This is a genomic window from Achromobacter sp. FW305-C-28, from assembly GCF_058783235.1.
In genome coordinates, this window is record NZ_JBYSYL010000018.1 from 91,191 (window position 1) to 112,581 (window position 21,391).

General features: G+C 66.5%; 23 protein-coding genes, 1 pseudogene and 1 riboswitch. Of the genes and pseudogenes, 10 read left to right on the forward strand and 14 right to left on the reverse strand.

What is annotated here, in order from left to right; genetic code table 11:
• Nucleotides 1-27 precede the first annotated feature (27 nt).
• The 6 genes from mntP to AC3WMR_RS29500 form a co-directional block, all read right to left on the reverse strand.
• Entirely contained in the window at nucleotides 28-594 is a 567-nt protein-coding gene (mntP, locus tag AC3WMR_RS29475; RefSeq protein WP_492266641.1) for a manganese efflux pump MntP, read from the reverse strand.
• An 11-nt stretch (nucleotides 595-605) separates the two neighbouring features.
• Nucleotides 606-780, reverse strand: a riboswitch (yybP-ykoY riboswitch).
• 51 nt (nucleotides 781-831) lie between these two features.
• Nucleotides 832-1,203: a tRNA-binding protein gene (locus tag AC3WMR_RS29480; protein ID WP_492266642.1), complete on the reverse strand. Its 372-nt coding sequence runs from the start codon at nucleotides 1,201-1,203 to the stop codon at nucleotides 832-834.
• Between the two features lie 10 nt (nucleotides 1,204-1,213).
• Complete coding sequence (locus tag AC3WMR_RS29485; RefSeq protein ID WP_492266643.1) at nucleotides 1,214-2,875, reverse strand: PQQ-binding-like beta-propeller repeat protein; 1,662 nt, start codon at nucleotides 2,873-2,875, stop codon at nucleotides 1,214-1,216.
• An 8-nt stretch (nucleotides 2,876-2,883) separates the two neighbouring features.
• A complete protein-coding gene (locus tag AC3WMR_RS29490; RefSeq protein WP_492266644.1) occupies nucleotides 2,884-3,498 on the reverse strand; it encodes a YiiX family permuted papain-like enzyme in 615 nt (204 codons plus the stop codon).
• Nucleotides 3,499-3,526: 28 nt separating this feature from the next.
• Nucleotides 3,527-3,691: a hypothetical protein gene (locus AC3WMR_RS29495; protein ID WP_492266645.1), complete on the reverse strand. Its 165-nt coding sequence runs from the start codon at nucleotides 3,689-3,691 to the stop codon at nucleotides 3,527-3,529.
• Between the two features lie 379 nt (nucleotides 3,692-4,070).
• Nucleotides 4,071-4,757, reverse strand: coding sequence for a DUF3313 domain-containing protein (locus AC3WMR_RS29500; protein ID WP_492266646.1), 687 nt, complete (start codon nucleotides 4,755-4,757; stop codon nucleotides 4,071-4,073).
• A 267-nt stretch (nucleotides 4,758-5,024) separates the two neighbouring features.
• Here AC3WMR_RS29500 and AC3WMR_RS29505 point away from each other — a divergent pair, with 267 nt between their 5' ends.
• The 3 genes from AC3WMR_RS29505 (at nucleotide 5,025) to AC3WMR_RS29515 (ending at nucleotide 6,464) form a co-directional block, all read left to right on the forward strand.
• Nucleotides 5,025-5,219 carry a hypothetical protein gene (locus AC3WMR_RS29505; RefSeq protein ID WP_025138053.1) on the forward strand — a complete coding sequence of 65 codons (195 nt, stop codon included), beginning with the start codon at nucleotides 5,025-5,027 and terminating at the stop codon, nucleotides 5,217-5,219.
• 30 nt (nucleotides 5,220-5,249) lie between these two features.
• On the forward strand, nucleotides 5,250-5,750 hold the full coding sequence (locus tag AC3WMR_RS29510) for a GNAT family N-acetyltransferase (protein ID WP_492266647.1): 501 nt from the start codon (nucleotides 5,250-5,252) through the stop codon (nucleotides 5,748-5,750).
• Between the two features lie 81 nt (nucleotides 5,751-5,831).
• Nucleotides 5,832-6,464 (forward strand): FMN-binding negative transcriptional regulator, encoded by a 633-nt coding sequence (locus tag AC3WMR_RS29515; protein ID WP_492266662.1) that lies wholly within the window; start codon nucleotides 5,832-5,834, stop codon nucleotides 6,462-6,464.
• A 70-nt stretch (nucleotides 6,465-6,534) separates the two neighbouring features.
• Here the strand turns inward: AC3WMR_RS29515 and AC3WMR_RS29520 are convergent, their stop codons facing one another.
• Entirely contained in the window at nucleotides 6,535-7,791 is a 1,257-nt protein-coding gene (locus AC3WMR_RS29520; protein ID WP_492266648.1) for an MFS transporter, read from the reverse strand.
• Nucleotides 7,792-7,878: 87 nt separating this feature from the next.
• Here AC3WMR_RS29520 and AC3WMR_RS29525 point away from each other — a divergent pair, with 87 nt between their 5' ends.
• From AC3WMR_RS29525 to AC3WMR_RS29535, 3 genes are all read left to right on the forward strand, one after another.
• Nucleotides 7,879-8,622, forward strand: coding sequence for an ArsR/SmtB family transcription factor (locus AC3WMR_RS29525; RefSeq protein ID WP_492266649.1), 744 nt, complete (start codon nucleotides 7,879-7,881; stop codon nucleotides 8,620-8,622).
• Nucleotides 8,623-8,709: 87 nt separating this feature from the next.
• Complete coding sequence (locus AC3WMR_RS29530; RefSeq protein ID WP_175192763.1) at nucleotides 8,710-9,336, forward strand: N-acetyltransferase; 627 nt, start codon at nucleotides 8,710-8,712, stop codon at nucleotides 9,334-9,336.
• Nucleotides 9,337-9,651: 315 nt separating this feature from the next.
• The gene (locus AC3WMR_RS29535) at nucleotides 9,652-9,924 is read left to right on the forward strand and encodes a hypothetical protein (RefSeq protein WP_025138046.1); all 273 of its coding nucleotides are present in this window, start codon (nucleotides 9,652-9,654) and stop codon (nucleotides 9,922-9,924) included.
• Nucleotides 9,925-9,999: 75 nt separating this feature from the next.
• Here AC3WMR_RS29535 and AC3WMR_RS29540 read toward each other — a convergent pair whose 3' ends face one another.
• The 3 genes from AC3WMR_RS29540 to ypfJ form a co-directional block, all read right to left on the reverse strand.
• On the reverse strand, nucleotides 10,000-10,764 hold the full coding sequence (locus AC3WMR_RS29540) for a DUF1828 domain-containing protein (RefSeq protein ID WP_492266650.1): 765 nt from the start codon (nucleotides 10,762-10,764) through the stop codon (nucleotides 10,000-10,002).
• A complete protein-coding gene (locus AC3WMR_RS29545; protein ID WP_492266651.1) occupies nucleotides 10,761-11,297 on the reverse strand; it encodes a hypothetical protein in 537 nt (178 codons plus the stop codon). The genes AC3WMR_RS29540 and AC3WMR_RS29545 overlap by 4 nt, the downstream gene beginning before the upstream one ends.
• A 335-nt stretch (nucleotides 11,298-11,632) precedes the next feature.
• Nucleotides 11,633-12,484 (reverse strand): KPN_02809 family neutral zinc metallopeptidase, encoded by an 852-nt coding sequence (gene ypfJ, locus AC3WMR_RS29550; protein WP_492266652.1) that lies wholly within the window; start codon nucleotides 12,482-12,484, stop codon nucleotides 11,633-11,635.
• Between the two features lie 87 nt (nucleotides 12,485-12,571).
• Between ypfJ and AC3WMR_RS29555 the strand changes: the two genes are divergently transcribed.
• The 4 genes and pseudogenes from AC3WMR_RS29555 to bamC all read left to right on the forward strand — a co-directional run bounded on the left by AC3WMR_RS29555 (nucleotide 12,572) and on the right by bamC (nucleotide 16,055).
• Entirely contained in the window at nucleotides 12,572-13,198 is a 627-nt protein-coding gene (locus AC3WMR_RS29555) for an L-threonylcarbamoyladenylate synthase (RefSeq protein WP_025138042.1), read from the forward strand.
• Nucleotides 13,199-13,307: 109 nt separating this feature from the next.
• Nucleotides 13,308-13,920: pseudogene (locus tag AC3WMR_RS29560) on the forward strand (site-2 protease family protein).
• A gap of 87 nt (nucleotides 13,921-14,007) precedes the next feature.
• Complete coding sequence (dapA, locus tag AC3WMR_RS29565) at nucleotides 14,008-14,913, forward strand: 4-hydroxy-tetrahydrodipicolinate synthase (protein WP_492266653.1); 906 nt, start codon at nucleotides 14,008-14,010, stop codon at nucleotides 14,911-14,913.
• 17 nt (nucleotides 14,914-14,930) lie between these two features.
• Nucleotides 14,931-16,055 (forward strand): NlpB/DapX family lipoprotein, encoded by a 1,125-nt coding sequence (gene bamC / locus AC3WMR_RS29570; protein WP_492266654.1) that lies wholly within the window; start codon nucleotides 14,931-14,933, stop codon nucleotides 16,053-16,055.
• A 151-nt stretch (nucleotides 16,056-16,206) separates the two neighbouring features.
• On the opposite strand, the gene AC3WMR_RS29575 is transcribed toward bamC, so the two are convergent.
• The 4 genes from AC3WMR_RS29575 to AC3WMR_RS29590 form a co-directional block, all read right to left on the reverse strand.
• A complete protein-coding gene (locus AC3WMR_RS29575; RefSeq protein WP_492266655.1) occupies nucleotides 16,207-16,434 on the reverse strand; it encodes an endopeptidase in 228 nt (75 codons plus the stop codon).
• Nucleotides 16,435-16,651: 217 nt separating this feature from the next.
• Nucleotides 16,652-17,845 carry a ribosomal protein uL16 3-hydroxylase gene (locus tag AC3WMR_RS29580; protein WP_492266656.1) on the reverse strand — a complete coding sequence of 398 codons (1,194 nt, stop codon included), beginning with the start codon at nucleotides 17,843-17,845 and terminating at the stop codon, nucleotides 16,652-16,654.
• The gene (gene mutS, locus AC3WMR_RS29585) at nucleotides 17,842-20,496 is read right to left on the reverse strand and encodes a DNA mismatch repair protein MutS (RefSeq protein ID WP_492266657.1); all 2,655 of its coding nucleotides are present in this window, start codon (nucleotides 20,494-20,496) and stop codon (nucleotides 17,842-17,844) included. The genes AC3WMR_RS29580 and mutS overlap by 4 nt, the downstream gene beginning before the upstream one ends.
• A gap of 135 nt (nucleotides 20,497-20,631) precedes the next feature.
• The gene (locus AC3WMR_RS29590) at nucleotides 20,632-21,084 is read right to left on the reverse strand and encodes a hypothetical protein (protein WP_492266658.1); all 453 of its coding nucleotides are present in this window, start codon (nucleotides 21,082-21,084) and stop codon (nucleotides 20,632-20,634) included.
• Nucleotides 21,085-21,391: the final 307 nt, after the last annotated feature.

Sequence of the window (21,391 nt, forward strand, 5' to 3'; positions counted from 1 at the left end):
TAGCGCTGACCCATCGCCCCCTCAGCCTCAGCCCGCCTTCAAGTGCTCGTACAAGATAGTGGCCCCGATTCCGATCAGCGCCAGCCCACCCAGCACTTCCGCGCGCTTGCCGGCGACGTTGCCGACCAGGCGGCCGATCATGACGCCCAGGGTCACCATCAGCAGGGTGGCCAGGCCGATGGCCAAGGCGGTGACGACGATGTTGTTGTCGATGAAGGCCAGGCTCACGCCCACCGCCATGGCGTCGATGCTGGTGGCGAAACCGGTGGCGGCCAGCAGCCAGAACGAATGGCGGCCGACGGGGGCGGCTTCTTCCTTGTCGGCGCCCAGGCCATTGCGGATCATCAACGCGCCCAGGATACAGAGCATGCCAAAGGCGATCCAATGGTCCCAGTCCTGCACGAACTTCGCGGCCACGGAACCGAGGGCCCAGCCGATCACGGGGGTGATCGCTTCGATCACACCGAAGATCAGGCCGGTGCGCAAGGCTTCGGACAAGCGGGGTTTATGCAGCGCAGCGCCTTTGCCGACCGCGGCGGCGAAGGCGTCGGTGGACATGGCGAAGGCCAGGACGATCGTGGAAAGGGCATTCATGCGAGAGAAGCTCCGACCGGGCGAAACGCATAGACTTTTTCCCTATCGCCCGGTCAGAAGCTACGGAAAAGTCCATGGTCTCGCCAAACCGTATCGGTTGTTTGCGCCATGGCCAGGGGGGCCAAGAATGTTGACGCAAACGCTTGTGGCCAGGGCCACAAGAGGCTACTCCCCAAAGAGGATCGCCAGTTTACCAAAAGGCGCGCGGCACGGGTGTGACACTGCCGGGCGCCCGGCTCAGGTCAGCCGCGCCCCATTGGGCACGTTCAGTTCGGGCGTCACCAGCACGGTGTGATCGGCGTCGTCGGCCAGCCCCAGCACCAGCACTTCGGAACGTACCGGGCCCACCTGGCGCGGCGGGAAGTTCACGATGCCCAGCACACGCTTGCCCGGCAGATCTTCCAAGGCGTAGCGGCCGGTGATCTGCGCCGAGCTTTTCTTCACGCCGACGCCGGCGCCGAAATCGATGGTCAGCTTGTAGGCTGGTTTGCGCGCTTCGGGAAACGGATCGGCGGCGACGATGGTGCCCACACGGATGTCGACCTTCATGAAGTCATCGAAGCTGACGGTCGGGGCGGGCGGCGTATTGGGGTCTTGGGTGTAGTGCATGGCAGGAATTCTAAGCCAGGTCGATGCCGCCGCGCGTCACCGGCGCGGCCAGCAGGTCCTGCACGCCGACCACGGCGATGCGCCCGTCTATCGTGCCGATCGCCAAGCGGTCTTGGTGGGCGTCCAGCGCGTAGATCACGGTGGCGGCGCCTGCCATGCGGACCTTGGCATCGCGCCGCACGCCGCCTGTCAACGCGTCGATCAGCATCAGCCGGCCATCCAGGAATGCCGCGATCACCAGGCCGGCCGCGGACAGGATCATGGTGGGCGATGCATGGGTGGCATGGCGCCATGCCAGCACGCCGCGCACCAGGCTCTTGCGGTAGATGAAGCCGCTGTACGTGTTGTCCACCGTGGGCGAATAGTGCTTGCCGGCAATGATGACGCCGGGGCCCTGTTCGTCGTCGACGTACGCGCCGCGGCATTCCATCGCGTGGCTGGCGTGCGTGCCGTCGGGTTGCAGCAGCGGCCACAGGCGTTCGATGCGGCCGTCGGGGTGGACGATGCACAGGTGCTTGCCTTCATGCGAGCTGGGCGGCGTGCCCTGCACGGCGAACAGGTGGGGGGCGCCGTTGATGCCGATGTAGTGGTTGAAGCAGTCGTAATGGCCAACGTCCAGGCGTTGTTCCGTCGCCAGTGTGGCATCGAGCTGCACGTCATGAGCGTGCGGGCGCGTCGGACCCATGCGGTCCTGGCGGCCGAGCAGGCGGCCGTCGCTCGCGATCGAGAAGGTGTATTGGCCGGCGTAGCCGCGCACCGCGACCAGGGCATCGCCCTGCAGTGCATACAGACGGGAATCGCGGCGGAACCGGTCGCCGGGATCGGGCGGGGCGATGGCATGCACGGTGACCGAGGCGGCGCGCAGGATTTCCGCGCCATGGCCGCCGCCTTCGTGGCGGGCGACGAGGCGGCCGTCAGCGGCGTAGAGATCCAGCAGGCAACCGTCGTGCGTGGCGACCAGCGTGTCGGCATCCCGCCACGCCAGGTCCCAGATCGCACCGCGCAGACCCAGGTCGGGCACGGCCAGCCAATTCGCCAGGCGATGGGCGGCATCGACGTCGGGCGCGATGGCGCCGCCGCTCGTGGCGGTGGCAGGATCCAGCGTCAGCGTCGCGGGCGACCGCAAGTGCCACGCGGCCTCGGCATCGTCCACGCGGATCGGGAACAACGTGTCCAGCACCTGGTTCCAGTCGCCGTCGGCGTCGTATTCCTGGTCGCCCCATTCTTCGTCCCAGGGCCGGACCCACGCCACGACATGGCTGCCATCATCGCTGTAGCGGCAGCGCACCACTTCGGGCACGGCCGCGTAGGGACGGCGGCTTTTGCCGCTTTGCCAGTTCCAGAAGGCCAGGTCGCCTTCGAACAGATAGCCGCCGTCGTAGCTGCCCGCGCCGATCACGACGACGGGCTCGGTGGGGTGAAACGCCACGTCGTTGACCGGCAGGCGCAGCGTGTCGTACACCGCGAAGGGCGTCGTCTCGCCAAGCCGGTACAGGCCGACGCGATAGCGCAGCGCGGCGCCGCCATAGGCAGCCCGCGCGCGCGGATTGGCCAGCAAAGGAAACACCGAAGCCACCGCGGCGATATCGCCGGCGGGGTTGAAAAAGACGCCGGTGATCTTGCCTGCGCCGCGCAAGGCCGGGTTCATGAACGGGATCGGCGTCGCGTCCATGGCCGGGTTCAGGGCGAGCGCAGCAGCGGCGAATCGAACATCGCGGCGGGCGAGATGATCGGTTCTTCCCAGGGGATGGCGTCGCCGTAGCGCTCCCGCATCTTGGCGCGCACGGCGGGCGCGCTCAGGTCGAAGGTCTTGAGCGGCTGCAGCTTGCCGATTTCGACGCCGAGCGCGCGCTGGTAGATCTTCCAGACCAGTTCCGAGCAATAGATCTTGTCGTCCGACCAACCGAACGCCGCGTCATAAGGCTTGCCGGTGTACGTGGCGCCGATGGCGGCCAGGCGGTCGCGCCGTTGCGGCGTCAGTTGCGCGTCATCGCGCAGGCGTTTGACCACATAGGCGCCCCGTTCGCCCTGTGCGGCCCAGGCCGCCAGCGGCGTGTAGCGCACCGTGGCCGCGGCTTCCAGCACATAAGGGCGGCCTTGCCGAAGCACGATCATGCCCATGTGGCTGTAGGGCGAATGCGTGGCCTGCTGCACCGCCAGGCTTTGCGCGGAACGAGACTGCTGGAACACCAGGTCGCCCGTCTGGACATCGGGGGCGGCAACGGCAGTCAGGGATGCGGCGCAAAGCGCGGCCGCGGCGGTACGGGCAAGCCAGGTGATGGCGAAGGAGCGCATGGGCACGTGGGCGGCGTTCAGCCGCGCATCACGACTTGGCCGCGGCGGTGGCGGCGGCTTTCTTGCTGCGCGTCTTGGCCGCAGGCGCTTTTTCAGCGACGGGCGCGTCGAACTCCTGTTTGTTGCGTTCGCCCCGTGGGGTGTTTTCCGGATGGGGCTTGGGAAAGGCCCAGGGCTTGGTCTTCTGATCCATTGCTAGTACTCCTTGCACAGGCGGAACAGTAGCATTTGCCGCGGCCGTGGGTAAGTGAGGGTTGACGTCAATATTCATCACATCGTGATATGAGGAAACGGGGATTCGCGGCGGCTTGCGGCTGGCCGTGAAAGGCGGCAGCAAGGTTGGCGCAGGCGCCGGCTGCAATGCAAACCGGCCAAGCCGCCACGAGGCCGGCATGCGGACCGGCCTTCTATGGACCGCGGCGGCGGCGGCGGGTTCAATCGGCGGCGGCGCGCAGGGTTTTCTTGCGCCAGACCGCAGCAGGCCGCGAGGCCGCGGCGCGCAATTCTACCTTGGCTGCGAAAGACGATGCGTCCGATATCGACGATGACACGTCATGTCCCGCCGCGGCACGTCAGTGCGGCGTGGTCCAGATGCGATCGTATTGCTGGCGCAACTGCCGCGCCCAGTCGTCGATGGCCGCGCGTACATCATCGGCCGTGGGCTTCTGGTCGGGCGGCAGATTGCTGCCCGTGACCGTGCCCAGCGACGCGATCAGCAGTTGGCCGGTGGTGGCATCGCGCACCGCGGCTTCGATCAGCAGCCGCGCCGATTGGTCGCGATATCCCGCGGCGCGGGCGGTCTGCCCGATCACGTAGCCGATCGGAATGTATTCCATCGCGCGCGGATCGCGGTCGTTCTTGAAGGTGCCGGTAATGGCCACCTGCAAACGCAGCGCACGTGGCTGCGGCTTGTCGACCAGCGTGTAGCCGGCCTGCTCGAATTCGCGGCGCACTGCGGTGTTCAGATAGGCCAGGGCTTTTTCGCGCAGCGCCGGATCGGCCTTCATGCCCAGGTCGTCGGGGCGGTCGCCCGCGATGTAGTCGACCTTGTCCAGCATCAGCGTCTTGCCGTATTCGCTGCCGATGGGCGGGCCGGGACGCACCCAGACGCGGCCCGCGCTCCATTGCGGGTCTTGCGTCAATTGGTTTTGGCTTTCGCCCAGGGCGGTGGAGTAGTTCTCTGCCTTGGGCAAATTCGAACAGCCGGCCAGGGCCAACACGGCACAACTGGCGGACAAGAGGGAGCGGCGGATATTCATGGGCTTTCCTTTACAGGAAGCGCGCCTGGGAAAGGCGTGTCCGTGACGCATCGAAGTACTCGTAATTATGGGCCTGTTTTGCAAGGCAAAGTGGGTTTTCGGGTACGCATCTGAGCCCTTGCGGGTTTACCCCTTTGGGAGCAACCCGCACCAGCCAAACGTAGCCATCCAGAAACCCGCGCAACTCATCCTTCCGCGTCGCCGCTTGCAGCAATCGCACCTGCCTGGGCGGGACTACGATGGGGTCGTGCACATAGGGAGGAAACTATGGACACGACCAAAGAGTGGTACGCCGCCGTCAAGGAATGGCAGCGCGCGCGGGACGAGCTCACCGCCGCCGTCGCCGCGATCAAGTGGCCCAATCCCACACCGGGATGTCTGGACACCTACGACCGCGCCTATGAACAGGAAACGTCTGCGCGCGAGCGCATGAACCAGGCCTACGAGCGCGTCCGACGATAGGCCCGGTATGGAGTTGCTACACTGCCGCGCATGACGCAACCCCCATTCCCCTTGACGATCCGGCCGGCGCGCGCATCCGACGCGGCCGCGCTCGAGGACGTGCTGACGCGCACCTACGAAGGCACCTGGCAGCCGCAGATGACGCCGGAAAAATACCGGCACTTCCTGGACTCGGGCAAGATCCCGCAATACGTCGCCGAGCGCGGCGCGCTGTTCCACGTGTGCGAGGTCGACGGCCGCGTGGCGGGCATGGTCGACTGGGAAAAGAACTTCATCTGGGCGCTGCACGTGCATCCGGACCTGCAACGGCGCGGCGTGGGCGCGGCGTTGCTGACGCTGGCCGAAGAGGGCATGCGCGCGGCCGCCTTTGCCGACGCCCGCCTGGAAACCGACACGTTCAACACCCAGAGCCGCGCCTTCTACGCCAAGCACGGCTACGCCGAAATCGACACCTATCCTGACGAGGAGTGGGACAGCGGTTTCACCACGGTGCTGCTGGTGAAGCGATTGGGCGCTATTGTGGCTCCATGAATCGGGGTCTATATGGCTCTGGCTATGGGGCCAGGCTGGCGCTATCGTGTGTTTTTCTCCGACACGACGCCCATTGCCGCCATGTACCTGCCGTCCGCTTTCCGTGAAGATTCGCTTGAGGTCCAGCACGATTTCATCCGCACCCATCCGCTGGGCGTGATGATGACCAGCGGGGAGGGCGGGCTGATGGCCAACCACATTCCCTGTCTGCTCTATCCGGAAGGGCCGCACGGCGTGCTGCGCCTGCACATGGCGCGGGCCAACGCGCAATGGAAGGAACTGGCCGCGGGAGCGCAATGCCTGGTGGTGTTTCATGGCGCGCAGGCCTACATCACGCCCTCCTGGTACGCCACCAAGGCCGAGACGCGCAAGGTCGTGCCCACCTGGAATTTCGTCGCCGTGCACGTCTGGGGCACGCCGGTGATACACGATGATCCCGCCTGGGTACGCGCGCAGATCGGCGCGTTGACCGACGCCCAGGAAAAGGCGCGGGTGCAGCCGTGGCGGGTCGAAGATGCACCCGAAGACTTCATCGCCGCACAGATGCGCGCCATCGTCGGCGTCGAAATCGCCATCACGCGCATCGAGGGCAAATGGAAAGTCAGCCAGAACCGCACGCCGGCCGACCGCCAGGGCGTGGCCACCGGCCTGGCCGACGAGCAGGGCGATGCCGTCATGGCGGGCCTGGTAGCGCGTCGCGGCGGCCTGGACTGAACCGCCCGCAGCCGGGCTGGGGCTCGCTGAATCGGGCTCCGCCCGCGCCGGCTACGTGAGGCCATGGCGGTCAGGCCATGGCGGGCACGGGCCGCCGCGCCGATGCCCCGCAGCCCCACGCCAGGCAGGCGATCGCCGCGGCCTGCACGCAGGCCGCCAAGGCCAGGAACCAGAACATCGACGTGCCTGCGTCCTGCGAAACCGACCGCAGCACACCGAACGCGGCCGGCGCGAAGGCATAGGCGCCTTGCGACAACGCCACGATCAGCGGCACCACCCGCAACGCATCTTCGCGCGCGAATTCCGTCTGGGCGATCAGCGGCGGCAGCGACGTCGCGTTGCCGATCCCCGCGCCGAACAGCATCACGCCCACCCATACCGCCCACATATGGTCGGCGGCCAGCATCAGCACCAGCGATCCCGCAATCTGCACGCCAAACGACACGCAAGCCACCTTGCGGCGATCTGCGGTGGGCGGCATCAACCAGCCGACCAGGCTGCGCCCGGCGATGGCGCTGGCGGTGGCCAGCCCCATCGCGATGCCTGCGGTCTGCGCGCCCAGCAGCGGCGCCAACAGCGACAGCAGGTGCGCGATCAGGCCGATCTGCGCGAACAGCCCCAGCGCCATGCCGGCGCCCAGCGTCAGGAAGGCGCGGTCACGCCACAGCCGGGGCACGCGGGCCAGCGGGTTGACCGCCGCTTGCGCGGGTGCTTGCGCCGCGGCGCCGTCAGGCAACTGTCCAAGCTGCTGCGGGGTGACGGCAAACACCTTGCGGGCCAGCACTGCGATCACCAGCACCATCGCCACGCCGACCCATAGCGCCGCCTGCGCAAAGCCGTAACCCGCGATCAGGAATACCCACAGCGGTGAAAACACAATGCCGCCCACGCTGGCGCCGTTGTAGGCCATGCCCAGCGCGGCAGGGCGGCGCCGCACGAACCAGGGCGCGATGAGGGCATTGACTGCCGCCGCGCCCAAGGTCACCCAGCCCATGCCCGACAGCAGGGCGGCTGCGTACAGCAGCCACGGCGCGTCCGCCCGCGCCCAGCCGGACACGCCCAGCGCCAGCGACACGGCGCCCGTCAGCGTCACCGTCGGCAGGCCCCAGCGCCGGTACAGCCGCGGCAGGTTGGCCACCACCACGGTGCCGCACAGAAAATGCAGCGTCACGGCGGCCGACACCAGCGCCACGCTCCAACCGGTGCGCTGCACCACGGCATGCAGGAAGACAGGCGGTCCGTAAAAGCCCACGCCCCAGCCGAAGATGGCCAGCGCGAAGGTGGCATACAGGACGTTCCAACCGAAAAAACGCGGGGCATTGCGCATGATGGGGGCCGGCGGCGCCGGCTGTCTTGTTGAGATGACTCGCAGTATGCTTGTCTCTGTACACAACACTTTGGTCCAGGCCGAATCATGGAATCCAAGTTTGCCGACATCAATCTGTCGGCGGTTGCCGGCGCTATCGCCGACCCCGCCCGCGCACGCATGCTATGCGTGCTGCTGGATGGCCGCGCGCGCACCGCCACCGAGCTGGCCGCGGCCGCCGACATCGGCGCGTCCACCGCCAGCAGCCATTTCCAGCGGCTGCGCGAACAGGGGTTGGTCGACCTGGCGGTGCAGGGCAAGCATCGCTATTACCGCCTGGCCAATGCAGAAGTGGCCCAGGCGCTTGAAGCGTTGCTGGTCGTGGCGGGTGCCGAGCGCACGCCCTTCAAGCCCAACACGCCGTCGGCGCTGCGCGATGCGCGCACCTGCTACGACCACATGGCCGGCACGCTGGCCGTGCGCATCCACGATGCGATGCTGGCGCGCCAATGGCTCGCGGCCGACGGCCGCGACTACGCGCTGACGCCGTTGGGCGAGGCCTCGCTGGCGCAGGTCGGTGTCGACGTAGCCCAGGCGCGCCAGCGCCGCCGCCGCTTTGCCTGCGCCTGCCTGGACTGGAGCGAGCGCCGCTCGCACCTGGGCGGCGCGCTCGGTGCGGCGCTGCTCGACGCGCTGCTGCAACGCGGCTGGGTCGACAAGGACCTGGACTCGCGCGCCCTGTCGGTCACGCGCAAGGGCGCGCGCCAGTTCCCCGCGTTCTTCGGCATGCCGGAACCTGCGTCCGGCGACATGGCCGACTGGGCGCGCCCGGGCAATCCGGCGGCCGCCTAGGGCGCGTCGACACCTTGTTGCCCGCGCGTGCGGGCGGCACAAACACGGGTTTTTTCATCGGGCATTTGCCCTGTACAGGAGGTGGCCTTGCTTACGCTGGCCCTGCACGCATTTCCTCGCGCCTTGCCTGTCGCGACGGAACTGCGCATCGATGTCAACCATGCCCCGCAAGAGGTGGACAAGGAACTCGATGCCATCTACGACCGTATGAATCGTCCTTCGGATCGCTTGCACGGATTGCAGGAGGTCCGTACCGACATCCCTGGCCTTGTGCTTCGCCATCGCGAAGCCGATGGCGAGTACTACGTGTATGTGGTGGACGTGCGGCGCGGCCGGCTGGCGGGCTACACGGTGTTCAATCGGTTGATCGAAGTAGGGCGGCGCGCCGATCCCTATGTGCGCGCCCCGCACTCGAAGTACGCCGCGCCCTACCAGGGCATGGGCTTGGCCACCGCCGTCTATCGCTGGGGCCTGGATGCGGGCCTGTGCATCATGAGCGGCGCGCGCCAGTCGCCTGCCGCGCACCGCCTCTGGCTGGGCCTGGCCCGAGACTATGAGCTGGGCTATGCCGACCTGCGGCGCAAGCGCCTGGGCTATCTGGGCCGAACGGTAGCGCCCACGGTGCTGGCCGATCTGCACACCCGCATGTTCCTGTTGGGGCGCGGCTGGACGTTGCCCGATTATCTGGCTGCGACGGGCATGAACGCCGTTTGATTGCCTCGCAAGCGTCCTCGAAATCGGTCCGAAATCGCCCGGAAACGCGGTGAATAGTGCGCTTTCGCAACAGCTTTAGGGAAATCCCCGGGACGGATCAGCCCGGCGGCCAGTGGCCGCCGGCTTCATCTGGCTGTCAGCCGCGTCCTGCTTGCGGATCGACGCGGCGGGGCAGTTCCGGCGCTTGGGGGATAGAAACGGGGACGCAAGTCGTGCGATGCAACAATGTTTCCAGTAGATGCCCGGGTTACAAAACATATCTGAACTGTCATGAACAGCCGGGGTATGCTGGCTCGCAGAAAGAGGGCATCCGAAGTGCATCAGAACAACTTGATCTACAAGGGATACCGGCTGACGGCCAAAGTGTCCCGGGGCGCTGGCGCTGAGGTTCAAGCGTTGCCCAGCGGCCCTGTCTTTATCGCATCGGTCATGGTGGTCCAGGCGGGCGCAGTCCGCGAAGGCGGCGACGAATACCCCGTGCCACGGTTCGCCGAAGGCGGTTTTGTCTTCAGCCCGCGCGAAGCGGTGCATGCCGCCATCCTGCACGGCCGCGAGATCGTCGACGGCCTGACCAACATGCCAGCCTGAGGCTTCAGGCCGCACATCCGGGCCTGCCTCGTCGCCAGGCCGTTCGGCCGTCGGCGGCGGTCTTGCGCCATTCGCCTAGTCGGCGAATACGGCCTGCCAGTCGCGTGTCTTGGCCAGCGTCTGCACGATGGCCGACTGTTCCAGGATGGTCACGGCCTTCTTGAATTCCTCGGTCGACGCGCCGTCTTCCAGAATCACCATGCGCGAATTGCGCGCATCCGCCATTTTCACGTCCGACATCTTGCCGTGGGTCTGGTAGACCTGGGTCCAGTCCATTTTCTTGCCGGCCTTGAGCGCGATCGGTTCGATATACGTCAACGCCGTGCTGCCGGCAGCGCGCACCGCGAAAGCGAAGTCGGCGGTGTGGCCGCTGCTGCCCTTGGCGCGCGCGCCCTTGACCATCCGATTCACGCCCACGCCCGCCGCCAAGGCGCGGCCGACCTGTGCGCGAAAACGCAGCTGGCTGAAGCGGGGCATCCACTTGGCGCACTGGAACGACAGGGCCATGGCCAATTTCACCGCATCCCACAACGCCTCCTGCAACTGCTCGTTGGGGCCCGAGGCCACGATGGCGCCCGACTTGTCGAAGTGCGCCAGGCTCACGCCCGGCGTTTCGTTCAGGATGTCGATGCGCTTGGCGGCCAGCTCGATGCCGTAGCTGGATGCGTGCATCGCGGTTTCACAGGCATCGGTGAGATAGAACGTGGCGTCGTCCGGATGCGCGATGAAGAACGCGGCGTGCTGGCCGTCCAGGCCGAGGGTCATCGGCGAGACGGCACGGATGGCATGCTCGCCCGCCGGCAGGACGGTCCAGCCGGAGGCTTCCAGGAAATTGCTCATAGGATCAGTTCGATTTGTCGGCCTTTGAGGGGATGCGCGAATCCGCCGGCCAGGGTCAGGTTGGCCCGGGGCAGGAAATACTGCATCAACTCGCCGATCGTGTGCAGGGCCGGAACGATGGGCTCGGCATAGCCTTCGCCTTCGTTCACCCAGATATGTTCATGGCTGCGGTCCGCCAGCGGCTTGCGGTAGTGCGGCCGGCCTTCGCCCACCAGGCTGGTGTGGAACGAGTCGTCCGTGTCCACGCCGAACACGCGGTGCGGACCGACGAAGAGGCTGGCACAGAATGCTTCGGTCAGGAAAATGGTGGCCTGGCCGTGCACCACGGTGCGGGCGCCGCGGTAGGTGGCGCGAAAGATCACGTCGTCGCGCACTTCGCCCTTGATGCGGCAGGGGCTGGCAAATTCCATCCATTGGATGCTGGCGCCGCCCGGCTTGGGCATCCAGGTGATCTGCTTGATGGTTTCCTTGGGCTCGGCAAGGATCTCTTGCACCTCATCAACGGTGATTAGCGGTTCGAACTTGTTGGCCATGGAAACGGATCTAGTGTCTGGAAATGCGTCGCGCGGTGCGCGTCGCCGCGTGGGTCCGGCGTGCGCGCGGCAGCGCGAGGGGGCTTTTTTTTCCCGATCAGGCCGTCCGCGGTCAATAAAGCGTCCGGCCCAATGGGAAAAGCCCCCTTTCGGGAGCTGGTCCGCGCAGCGGGAACTGCGCGGGGCGTAATCTTACAAGATGAAGACGGTGCCGGTCTTGCGGCTGTATGGATATACAGAAAAAAACAGCGCCTCGGCAGGGCAAGGTCAGCCCGCAGAGGCGGGCGTGGCACGGTCCGGCCGCCGGCTGCCTGGATCGGCGTCCCGGCGTCCGGCTACAGCGAACTGGCGGCGAAGGTATCGCATTGCTTCAGGCTGCCGCTATCCAGGCCGCGCTTGAACCAACGCACCCGCTGGGCCGACGAGCCGTGCGTGAAGGCGTCCGGCACCACATAGCCCTGGCTCTGCTTTTGCAGCCGGTCGTCGCCGATGGCGGTGGCCGCGGCCAGCGCTTCTTCGAGGTCGCCGCCTTCCAGGATGTTGCGCGCCGCATTGGCGCGCTGCGCCCACAGCCCCGCAAAGCAATCGGCCTGCAGCTCCAGCCGGACCGACAGGGCGTTGGCCTGCGACGGATTGCGGCGGCGCAGGTTGTCGACCTGGTCCGAGATGCCCAGCAGATGCTGCACGTGATGGCCGACCTCGTGCGCAATCACGTAGGCCTGCGCGAAGTCGCCGGGCGCCTTGAAGCGGTTCTGCAATTCGTCGAAGAACGCCAGGTCGATATACACCTTGCTGTCGGCCGGGCAGTAGAACGGGCCCATCGCCGCCTGCCCCGTGCCGCAGGCCGTGGGCGTGGCGCCGCGAAACAGCACCAGCTTGGGCGCCACGTACTGGCGGTTCAGATCTTTCTGAAAGATGGCGCTCCAGGTGTCTTCGGTTTCGCCCAGCACCTTGGACACGAACCGGGCTTGCGGGTCGTTGGCGGGCGGCTTGGTGGCGGGCGCCTGCTGCTGCGTCGGCGGGCCTTCGGCCATCTGCAGCACCACGTTGGGGTCGACGCCGAAATACATGGCCACCAGGGCCAGCACGATGGTGCCGATGCCGATGGTGCCGCGTCCGCCGATGCGCGGGCCGCTGGCGCGGCGGTCTTCCACATTGTCGCTTTCGCGGGAATCATCAAGGCGCATACTGTGTCTCCGGGCGGGCCGGCTGGGCCGCCATGTGTTGCTCGCCGCCGTTGGCAGGGCGGCCTTCAAGAGTGTTAGGATAATCCCATGGCCCTTCATTTAGATATCCACCCCGCGAATCCCCAACCGCGCCTGCTCAAGCAGGCCGCCCAATGGCTGAACGACGGGGGCCTGGTGGCGGTGCCCACCGACTCCAGCTACGCGGTGGTCGCGCGCCTGGACGACAAGAACGCCGCCGACGGCCTGCGCCGCCTGCGTGGCCTGGACGAACGCCATCACCTCACGCTGCTGTGCCGCGACCTGGCTGAAATCGGCCATTTCGCCCGCGTCGACAACCGCCAGTACCGCCTGCTCAAGGTCGCCACGCCCGGCCCCTGGACCTTCATCCTTGAAGCCACGAAGGAAGTGCCGCGCCGCGTGTCGCATCCGTCGCGCAAGACCATCGGCATCCGCGTGCCCGATCACGCCGTCATGCTGGGGCTGCTTGAACAGGTGGGGGCGCCGCTCTTGTCCACCACGCTCATCCCCAAGGACGAGACCGAAGCGCTGAACGACGCCGAAGCCATCCGCGAACGCTACGACCACCAACTGGCCGCCATCATCGATGCCGGCGCCTGCCCGCATTCGCCCACCACCGTCATCGACCTCACCAGCGAAGAACCGGTCGTGGTGCGCGTGGGCCGCGGCGATCCGGCCACGCTGGGCCTGGCCTGAATCCGCCCGTCATGCTCCACCGCCGGGCGCACAGGCGTCCGGCGCGCACGCGGCGATGTGCCCCATGCGGTGCATATCGTCATGCGGCTCCTCTACAATCCGGTTCGCCATGAACGACTTCATCCAAACCATCGCGGTCTACGCGCTACCGGTCATCTTTGCCATCACGCTGCACGAGGCCGCCCACGGCTATGTCGCGCGCATGCTGGGCGACCCCACCGCCTATCAGGCCGGCCGCGTCAGCCTGAACCCGGCGCGCCACATCGATCCCATCGGCACGTTGCTGGTCCCGGCCGTGATCCTGCTGATGTCCAAGCTCATGGGCGGCTCGGCCATGCTGTTCGGCTGGGCCAGGCCCGTGCCGGTGGATTTCGGCCGCCTGCGCCGGCCCGGCCGCCAACCTGCTCATGGCCATCCTGTGGGTGTTTTCGCTGCGCCTGTTCCTGGAATCGGGCATGCAGGAAACCTTCTGGTACGAAATGGCCATGGCTGGCGTCCAGGTCAACCTGGTGCTGATGGCCCTGAACCTGCTGCCCATCCCGCCGCTCGATGGGGGACGCATCGTTTTCAGCCTGCTGCCCAACCGGCTGGCCTGGCAATATTCGAAAATCGAGCCGTATGGCCTGGTCATCGTGATCATCCTGCTGGTCACCGATGTGCTCTGGATATTGATGCGTCCGATCCTGGCGTTAGGAACGACAATCGTTCAGTGGTTTCTGTAGGAATTCGGCCAATATCCGTTAAACTCAGCGGTTTCATTGATTCTGGCCCTGAGGCATCCCGCCATGGGGCGTTGGAGCCCTTCATTTATGGCATCCCCTGCAACCGCCGCAGGCGTTAATTTCCAGGGCAGCATGGTGGCCCTCGTCACCCCGATGCAGCCCGATGGCAGCCTTGACTACGCTGCCTACCGGTCGTTGATCGACTGGCACATCCAGGAAGGCACCGACGCGCTCGTGGTGGTGGGCACCACCGGGGAGTCGCCGACGGTCTCCATGGAAGAACACGCGGAACTCATCCGCGTGGCGGTTGAACATGCCGCCGGCCGCATCCCGGTCATTGCCGGCGTGGGCGCCAACTCCACCGACGAAGCCATCCACCTGACCCGTCACGCCAAGGCGGTGGGCGCGCAGGCGGGCCTGTCCGTGGTTCCGTACTACAACAAGCCCTCGCAAGAAGGCCTGTACCGCCACTTCCGCACCATCGCGGAAAGCGTGGACCTGCCCACCATCCTGTACAACGTGCCGGGCCGCACCGTTGCCGACATGAGCAACGAAACGGTTCTGCGCCTGGCTCAGGTGCCGGGCATCATCGGCATCAAGGACGCCACCGGGGACATCGCCCGCGGCGGCCTGCTGCTGCGCGAAGCGCCTGCCAGCTTCCAGGTCTTCAGCGGCGATGACCCCACCGCCGCCGCCCTGATCCTGCTGGGCGCTCGCGGCAATATCTCCGTTACCGCCAACGTCGCGCCCAAGCTCATGCGCGATCTGTGCGCGGCCGCGCTCGCGGGCAATGTTCCCAAGGTGCGTGAACTAAATGCACACCTGGCTCGTCTGAACAAGGCTTTGTTCGTTGAAGCCAATCCTATCCCCGTCAAGTGGGCGTTGGCCGAAATGGGCCGCACCGCACTGGGCTACCGGCTTCCGCTGGTTGAACTGGGGGCGCAGCACCATGAACCGGTGCGTCGTGTGCTCCAGGAAACGGGTCTGCTCTAAATATCGTGAGGATACGTATGAACAAGCGTCATGCCGGTCTGTCGGCATTGATGTCTCTGGTGTTGTTGGCCGGCTGCAGCGAGGTCAACCAATTCCTGGGCAATGAAGAATCCGTCAACTACAAGAGCGCCGTCACTCAGCGTGGAGAGCCTTTGAGCATTCCGCCTGACCTGACCCAGGCCGCCAGCGATCCGCGCTACCGCGCGCCCGCTTCCGGCTCGACGACGTACTCGCAGTTCCAGCAACAGGGCCAGGCGCAAGCCAGCAGCCCCAAGGCCAGCAACGTGCTGCCCGGCCGTCAGGACATGCGCGTCGAGCGCGACGGCGATCTGCGTTGGCTGGTCGTCGACCGTGCCCCCGAAGACGTCTTCCCGCGCCTGGTCGACTTCTGGACCGAAAACGGCTTCACGGTCGCCAGCAACAACCCGGCCGCCGGCCTGATCGAAACCGACTGGGCGGAAAACCGCGCCAAGATCCCGGAAAGCTGGCTGCGCCAAGCCCTGGGCGCGGTGCTGGAGTCGGCCTGGGATAGCGGCGAGCGCGAGAAATTCCGCACCCGCGTCGAACGCGTCAACGGCCACACCGAAATCTACGTCAGCCACCGCCAGATGCTCGAAAAGCGCGTCGGCGGCGACGGCTCGCAAGTGCAGTGGCAGAACGGCAAGGAAGACCCGGGCCTGAACGCCGCCATGCTGGCGCGCATGATGGTCTACCTGGGCTCTGACGTCGACAACGCCCGCAAGCTGGTGCAGCAGGCCGAAGCCGCGCCGCAAAAGCCGGCGGTGCAACAAGACGTCCGCGCCCAGGGCGCGCTGCTGGTCGTCAACGAATCGTTCGACCGCGCCTGGCGCCGTGTCGGCGTGGCGCTGGACGGCGGCGGCTTCGCCGTGGACGATCGCGACCGTTCGGCCGGCGACTACTTCGTGCGCTACTTCGACACCGACACGGGCGAGAAGATCGACCAGCCGGGCTTCTTCAGCCGCATGTTCTCGGGCGACAAGAAGGCCGAAGCGCCGCAGTACCGCATCCACCTGACCGCCAGCGGCGACCAGACCAACGTGACGGTACTCGACGCCAAGGGCGAACGCGACAGCAGCGCTACCGCGCAGCGTCTCTTGAGCGTGCTGAAAGACAAGATGTGATGCCGACCGCGGGCGCTGATGCAGCGCCTGCGCGGTTCAAAGGCCCCTGCGGGGGCCTTTTCTTTTGGTCGCTTCCATTCCTGGCAGACAAACAAAAGCCCCGGCATCGCTGCGGGGCTTTGTCGTACCTAGAGCGGGGGTTCTTCTCTAATTACGATGCGGGCGTGGTCGAGCCGCCCGGGGTGTTCGAGCCGCCGCCAGGCGTGGTGCCGGGCGTGGGGGCCGGAGCCGGCGAGGTGGCCGGCGGCGTGGTGGAAGGCGCGGGGCTGCTCGCGCCCGGAGTGGGGTTGTTCGCGGGCGCCGGGGCATCTTCCTTCTTGTTGCAGGCGCTGAGCGACACCGCCAGCACCGACGCAATAATCAAGGTTTTGCTCATCATTTTTGGACTCCTGTAGATGACGACTCTTGAAACCCCGTCAGGGGAAACCAGAACCCAGGCTACAGGAAGGCGTAAGCCATGCGAGTGTGAAAATTAAAAAGGTCGCATCCCAACGGCAACAAACCTTTCCGCCACGTGTGATGTCTTTCCTTATGTGACCCGGCGCACAGACCTCATTGCGTTCTGTGCAACACAGATACGCATAGGTGTCTGGATACTACGAGGCCGCGTAATGAATCCACCCTGAATCCAGCCAATCTGCCAGGCACGAGCGGGCTTCATCAGACAGGCGTGCGCAGGCGGGGTCGGCGCAGTCCAGGCTGCGCGCATCGGCCAGCTTGCACAGCGCGGCCGAGGCCGGCGTCATGGCGGTTTCGCCGTTGATGAACAATTGCTTGCCGCGATAGAGCATGCGGCTGCGGCGGTCCAGCACCAGCTTGCCGGCAGTGGGCCAGTCTGCTTCCAGGTCCACGTCCAGGTCTTCAGGGGCATCGAAAACGCTGAGGTTGCTGGGCTCGGTCAGCCAGCAGCCCAGAAAGCGCGAGGCCAACGCGTCGTCAAAGCGCAGCTTCTGCACGGTTTCCAAGGTCGCTTCGACCAGCGCGTCGGGCACCTGCGCGGGCGTCGTGACGGCGGCCTGGGCGGGGTCGCGGTACACGGCCGACAGCTTGGGGCCGGGCAGTGCCGGTTCACCATAAGGTCCGCCCAGCAGGCCGACGCGCGCCATGACCTGGTCGGCCGCAGCTTCTAGCAGGCCGCGGGCCAGCGTGGCCTGCGTGGGGGCGCGGAAACCGATGGAGATGGTCATGCAGCCATCGCCCGCGGCGATGCCGTCGTGCGCGGCCTGGGGCGGCAGGTACAGCATGTCGCCGGGGGCGAGCACGGCCTGTGCCTCGGGTTCGAAACGGCTCAGGATCTTGAGCGGCAGGCCGGGTTCCAGCGACAGGTCTTTCTGGCGCCCGTAGCGCCATTCGCGTTCACCGGCGGCCTGCAGCAGGAACACGTCGTAGCTGTCGAAGTGCGGGCCCACGCCGCCGCCGTGGCTGGCGATGCTGATCATCACGTCGTCCAGGCGCGCGTCGGGAATGAAGCGGAACTGCTGCATCAATTCGGCCGCGGCATCGCTGTGCAGGTCCACGCTTTGCACCAGCAGGGTCCAGTCGCCTTCGTTGTCTTTCGGCAGGCGGGCGAAGGGGCCGCTTTCCATCTGCCATTCACCGTTCTCGCGCCAGATCAGACGCGACTCGACGTCGTCGCGGCGGGCCAGCTTCTTGATGGCTGCGATGGTGACGGGCGGCTTGAAGCCCGGAATGGCCTGGCGGATCAAGAGCGGCTTCTTCTGCCAGTAGCGGCGCATGAAGTCGTTGGGGCTCTGGTTGCCCAGTAGCGGCAGGGGATGATCGAGGTTCATTGCAGGTGCTTTTTCAGGCGGTAGAGGGCGTCCAGCGCTTCGCGCGGGGTCAGGCTGTCGGGGTCGATGCCGGCGAGTTCGTCGCGCAGGCTGTCCAGGGCCTCGATGGCGTCGGCGCGGTCGGCGTCGGCATAGGCCTGCGCGTCGGCGTCGGCGGCTGCCGAGAACAGGCCCAGCTGCGGCGTGGGCGCGCCTTGCGCTTCCAGGCGTTCAAGTTCGCGGGTGGCCTGGCGGATCACGGCGGCGGGCACGCCCGCGCGCTGCGCCACCTGGATCCCGTAGCTGCGGCTGGCGGGGCCTTCGCGCACTTCGTGCAGGAACACGATGCCGCCCGCGGATTCGGCGGCGGCCAGGTGCACATTGGCCGAGGCCGGCTGTTCGGCCGGCAGGCGCGTCAGTTCGAAGTAGTGGGTGGCAAACAGCGTCAGGGCGCGGTTGTGCGCCAGCAGGCGGCAGGCAATCGCCCAAGCCAGCGCCAGGCCGTCGTAGGTGGACGTGCCGCGGCCGATCTCGTCCATCAGCACCAGGCTGTTGGGCGTGCTGGCCGACAGGATGGCAGCCGCTTCGGTCATTTCCATCATGAAGGTCGAACGTCCGCCGGCCAGGTCGTCGGCGGCGCCGATGCGGGTGAAGATGCGGTCGATCTTGCCGATGCGGGCGCGCGCGGCGGGCACGAAGCTGCCAATGCGCGCCAGCAGCACGATCAGCGCCACCTGCCGCATGTAGGTCGATTTACCGCCCATGTTCGGGCCGGTGATCAGCAGCATGCGGCGCGCCGGATCCAGCCGGCAGCCGTTGGGCGTGAAGCGTTCAATCGCGTGTTCCACCACCGGGTGGCGGCCCGCGTCGATGTCGATGTCGGCCTGCTCGGACAATTCAGGTGCGATCCAGTCGTGGCGACGCGCGTGTTCGGCCAAGGCGGCCAGCGTGTCCAGTTCGGCCAGTGCGCCGGCGCAATCGGACAGCGGTCGCACGTGTTCGGCCAGCACGTCGAGCAATTGCTCGAACAGCCATTTTTCGCGCGCCAGCGAACGGTCTTGCGCCGACAGCACCTTGTCTTCCCAGGTCTTGAGTTCCGGGGTGATATAGCGTTCGGCGTTCTTGAGCGTCTGGCGGCGGCGGTAGTCTTCGGGCACCTTGGCCGTCTGGCCCTTGGTGACTTCGATATAGAAGCCGTGCACGCGGTTGAACTCCACGCGCAGGTTGCTGATGCCGGTGCGTTCGCGTTCGCGCGCTTCCAGTTGCACCAGGAAGTCGCCACCGTCGGCGGCCAGGCCGCGCAGTTCGTCGAGCTCGGCATCGAAGCCCGCGGCCAGCACGCCGCCATCGCGGATGGCAACCGCGGGTTCGGCGGCGATGGCGCGCACCAGCAGGGCGGCCAGCGCCGGGTCGACCGACAGGTGCGAGATCAGTTGGCCCAGGCGCGGCGAGTCGGCCATGGGCTCGACCAGGTCGCGCAGCGCCGGCAGGGCCTGCAGGGCATCGCGCAGGCTCGCCAGTTCGCGCGGACGCACCGAGCGCAGCGCCAGTCGCGCGGCGATACGCTCGATATCGGGAAACGCGTTCAGCGCACTGCGCAGGCCTTCGAGCAGGCCGGCCGAGCCGAAGGTCTGCTCGACGTCCATGCGGCCGGCCAAGAGGGCCGAGATGGCTTGCTGACGGGCGTGGGCTTGCTCGTTTTCACGCAGCGGATGGTGCAGCCAGCGGCGCAGCAGCCGGCTGCCCATCGGCGTGCGGCAGCCATCCAGCAGCGAGAACAGCGTGGGCGCGTCTTCGCCGGACAGGGTCTGCGTCAATTCCAGGTTGCGGCGCGTCACCGGGTCCAGCAGCACGAACTGGCCAGGCCGTTCGGCCGACAGGCTCTGCACGTGGGCCAGCGCCTGCGATTGCGTGCGGGCCGCGTAGCGCAGCAGCGCGCCCGCGGCGCAGATGCCCGCGGGCATGTCTTCGATGTCGAAGCCGGCCAGCGTGTCGGTCTTGAAATGCGCCAGCAGATGCGCACGCGCGCCATCGCTTTCGAAATGCCAGTCGGGTACGCGCGACCGGGCGCCTTCGAACGGGAAATCGAATTCCGCGCTGTCGGCGCAGACGATCTCGGCCGGGGCGACGCGGTGCAGCTCGGATTCCAGCTGCGCCGGCGCGCATTCGGTCACGCGGAAATCACCGCTGGCCAGGTTCAACCATGCCAGCCCGGCGCGCGGGGCGCGCGCGTTGCCGGACACGAACACCGCGGCCAGCGCACGATCGGCCTTGGCCGGCAGCAGCGCGTCGTCGGTCAGCGTGCCGGGCGTGACGATGCGCACGATGCGGCGCTCGACCGGGCCTTTCGAGGTAGCTGGATCGCCGATCTGTTCGCAGATGGCGACCGATTCGCCCGCCGCCACCAACCGCGCCAGGTACTGCTCCATCGCGTGCACCGGCAGTCCCGCCATCGGGATGGGCGTGCCGTTGGACGAACCCCGCTTGGTCAGCGTGAGGTTGAGCAGCCGCGCGCCGCGTTCGGCGTCTTCATAGAACATTTCATAGAAGTCGCCCATGCGGTAGAACAGCAGCAACGGACCTGCCTCCGACTTGAGCCGGAGGTATTGCTGCATCATGGGGGTGTGGCCCGCGTGGGCGTCGGCGGCGGAGTGTTGTGTTGCGGAATTCATGCCCGTGATTGTATCGGGCCGGGGCGGGGGATGTGGAGGGCGGTTCAGGGCCCGTGAGACGGGGTGAACGAAAAGTGGCGGTCTGCGGGAAGGGCGGGATTGTGGGGGGGGCAACAGCGGGCCAGTGACCCTGCTTTACCGAGAAGGCGGTGGCGTGACGGGGGCGAGAGGGGCTGGCATCGCTTGCTGCTGAGAGGGCGGATACGAATAGACCCACGGAGAAGCCGCCGGCGGCATGCGTTGCAGACCGAAGTAAATGGCGCCGATCACCGCGATGATGCTCACGATCCACTTGTAGGTGTCGGTGTGGGCCTTCTCGACGGATGCGCGGATGCCTCCGATATCCAGCTTCGCGTCAATGCTCGCGAGTGTGGTCTTGACGGCAATGACGTCGCCTTTAAGTGTGTCGACGTCCCTCTCGATCCGACCCAGCCGGCCGTCGATGACAGCTACGCGTTTTTCAAGGTGTGCCAGGCGATTCATTCGCGCATTATCGCCGCCGTGCCCCCCAGAGCCAAACGAGGACGCGCGACCACCCTGGATGGATGTGCGTGACGAATCCTTTGATGTCAGTTCATTCTGCTTCACTGCCGTTCCGATTTCTGATTCAACCCAGGCAGATTAATCAAAACCGTTCGTGCAGACTGCAAAGACGCTCGCTTGTAGGACGAGCTCGCGTGCGGGGTCACCGCAGCAGGATTGCACACGTCGAAACAGGGCAGGGAATGGCACCGCAAGCCATTGAGGTTCCAGCAACCCGCTCAGTCGTAAACGGCGGGTGAGGCTGGATAAGGTCGGCCCGGCTGTGGATGCCAGACGAGCCTGTCCGTATTTTCGTGGGCGAGGCGTTTTAAAAGTTGTTATCCATGCGCCGCAGTAAACCGTTCACCGAACA

Coding starts and splice junctions, on each gene's coding strand:
- mntP (WP_492266641.1), bottom strand. CDS start 594: ATGAATGCCCTTTCCACGATCGTCCTGGCCTTCGCCATGTCCACCGAC.
- AC3WMR_RS29480 (WP_492266642.1), bottom strand. CDS start 1,203: ATGCACTACACCCAAGACCCCAATACGCCGCCCGCCCCGACCGTCAGC.
- AC3WMR_RS29485 (WP_492266643.1), bottom strand. CDS start 2,875: ATGGACGCGACGCCGATCCCGTTCATGAACCCGGCCTTGCGCGGCGCA.
- AC3WMR_RS29490 (WP_492266644.1), bottom strand. CDS start 3,498: ATGCGCTCCTTCGCCATCACCTGGCTTGCCCGTACCGCCGCGGCCGCG.
- AC3WMR_RS29495 (WP_492266645.1), bottom strand. CDS start 3,691: ATGGATCAGAAGACCAAGCCCTGGGCCTTTCCCAAGCCCCATCCGGAA.
- AC3WMR_RS29500 (WP_492266646.1), bottom strand. CDS start 4,757: ATGAATATCCGCCGCTCCCTCTTGTCCGCCAGTTGTGCCGTGTTGGCC.
- AC3WMR_RS29505 (WP_025138053.1), top strand. CDS start 5,025: ATGGACACGACCAAAGAGTGGTACGCCGCCGTCAAGGAATGGCAGCGC.
- AC3WMR_RS29510 (WP_492266647.1), top strand. CDS start 5,250: ATGACGCAACCCCCATTCCCCTTGACGATCCGGCCGGCGCGCGCATCC.
- AC3WMR_RS29515 (WP_492266662.1), top strand. CDS start 5,832: ATGTACCTGCCGTCCGCTTTCCGTGAAGATTCGCTTGAGGTCCAGCAC.
- AC3WMR_RS29520 (WP_492266648.1), bottom strand. CDS start 7,791: ATGCGCAATGCCCCGCGTTTTTTCGGTTGGAACGTCCTGTATGCCACC.
- AC3WMR_RS29525 (WP_492266649.1), top strand. CDS start 7,879: ATGGAATCCAAGTTTGCCGACATCAATCTGTCGGCGGTTGCCGGCGCT.
- AC3WMR_RS29540 (WP_492266650.1), bottom strand. CDS start 10,764: ATGAGCAATTTCCTGGAAGCCTCCGGCTGGACCGTCCTGCCGGCGGGC.
- AC3WMR_RS29545 (WP_492266651.1), bottom strand. CDS start 11,297: ATGGCCAACAAGTTCGAACCGCTAATCACCGTTGATGAGGTGCAAGAG.
- ypfJ (WP_492266652.1), bottom strand. CDS start 12,484: ATGCGCCTTGATGATTCCCGCGAAAGCGACAATGTGGAAGACCGCCGC.
- AC3WMR_RS29555 (WP_025138042.1), top strand. CDS start 12,572: ATGGCCCTTCATTTAGATATCCACCCCGCGAATCCCCAACCGCGCCTG.
- dapA (WP_492266653.1), top strand. CDS start 14,008: ATGGCATCCCCTGCAACCGCCGCAGGCGTTAATTTCCAGGGCAGCATG.
- bamC (WP_492266654.1), top strand. CDS start 14,931: ATGAACAAGCGTCATGCCGGTCTGTCGGCATTGATGTCTCTGGTGTTG.
- AC3WMR_RS29575 (WP_492266655.1), bottom strand. CDS start 16,434: ATGATGAGCAAAACCTTGATTATTGCGTCGGTGCTGGCGGTGTCGCTC.
- AC3WMR_RS29580 (WP_492266656.1), bottom strand. CDS start 17,845: ATGAACCTCGATCATCCCCTGCCGCTACTGGGCAACCAGAGCCCCAAC.
- mutS (WP_492266657.1), bottom strand. CDS start 20,496: ATGAATTCCGCAACACAACACTCCGCCGCCGACGCCCACGCGGGCCAC.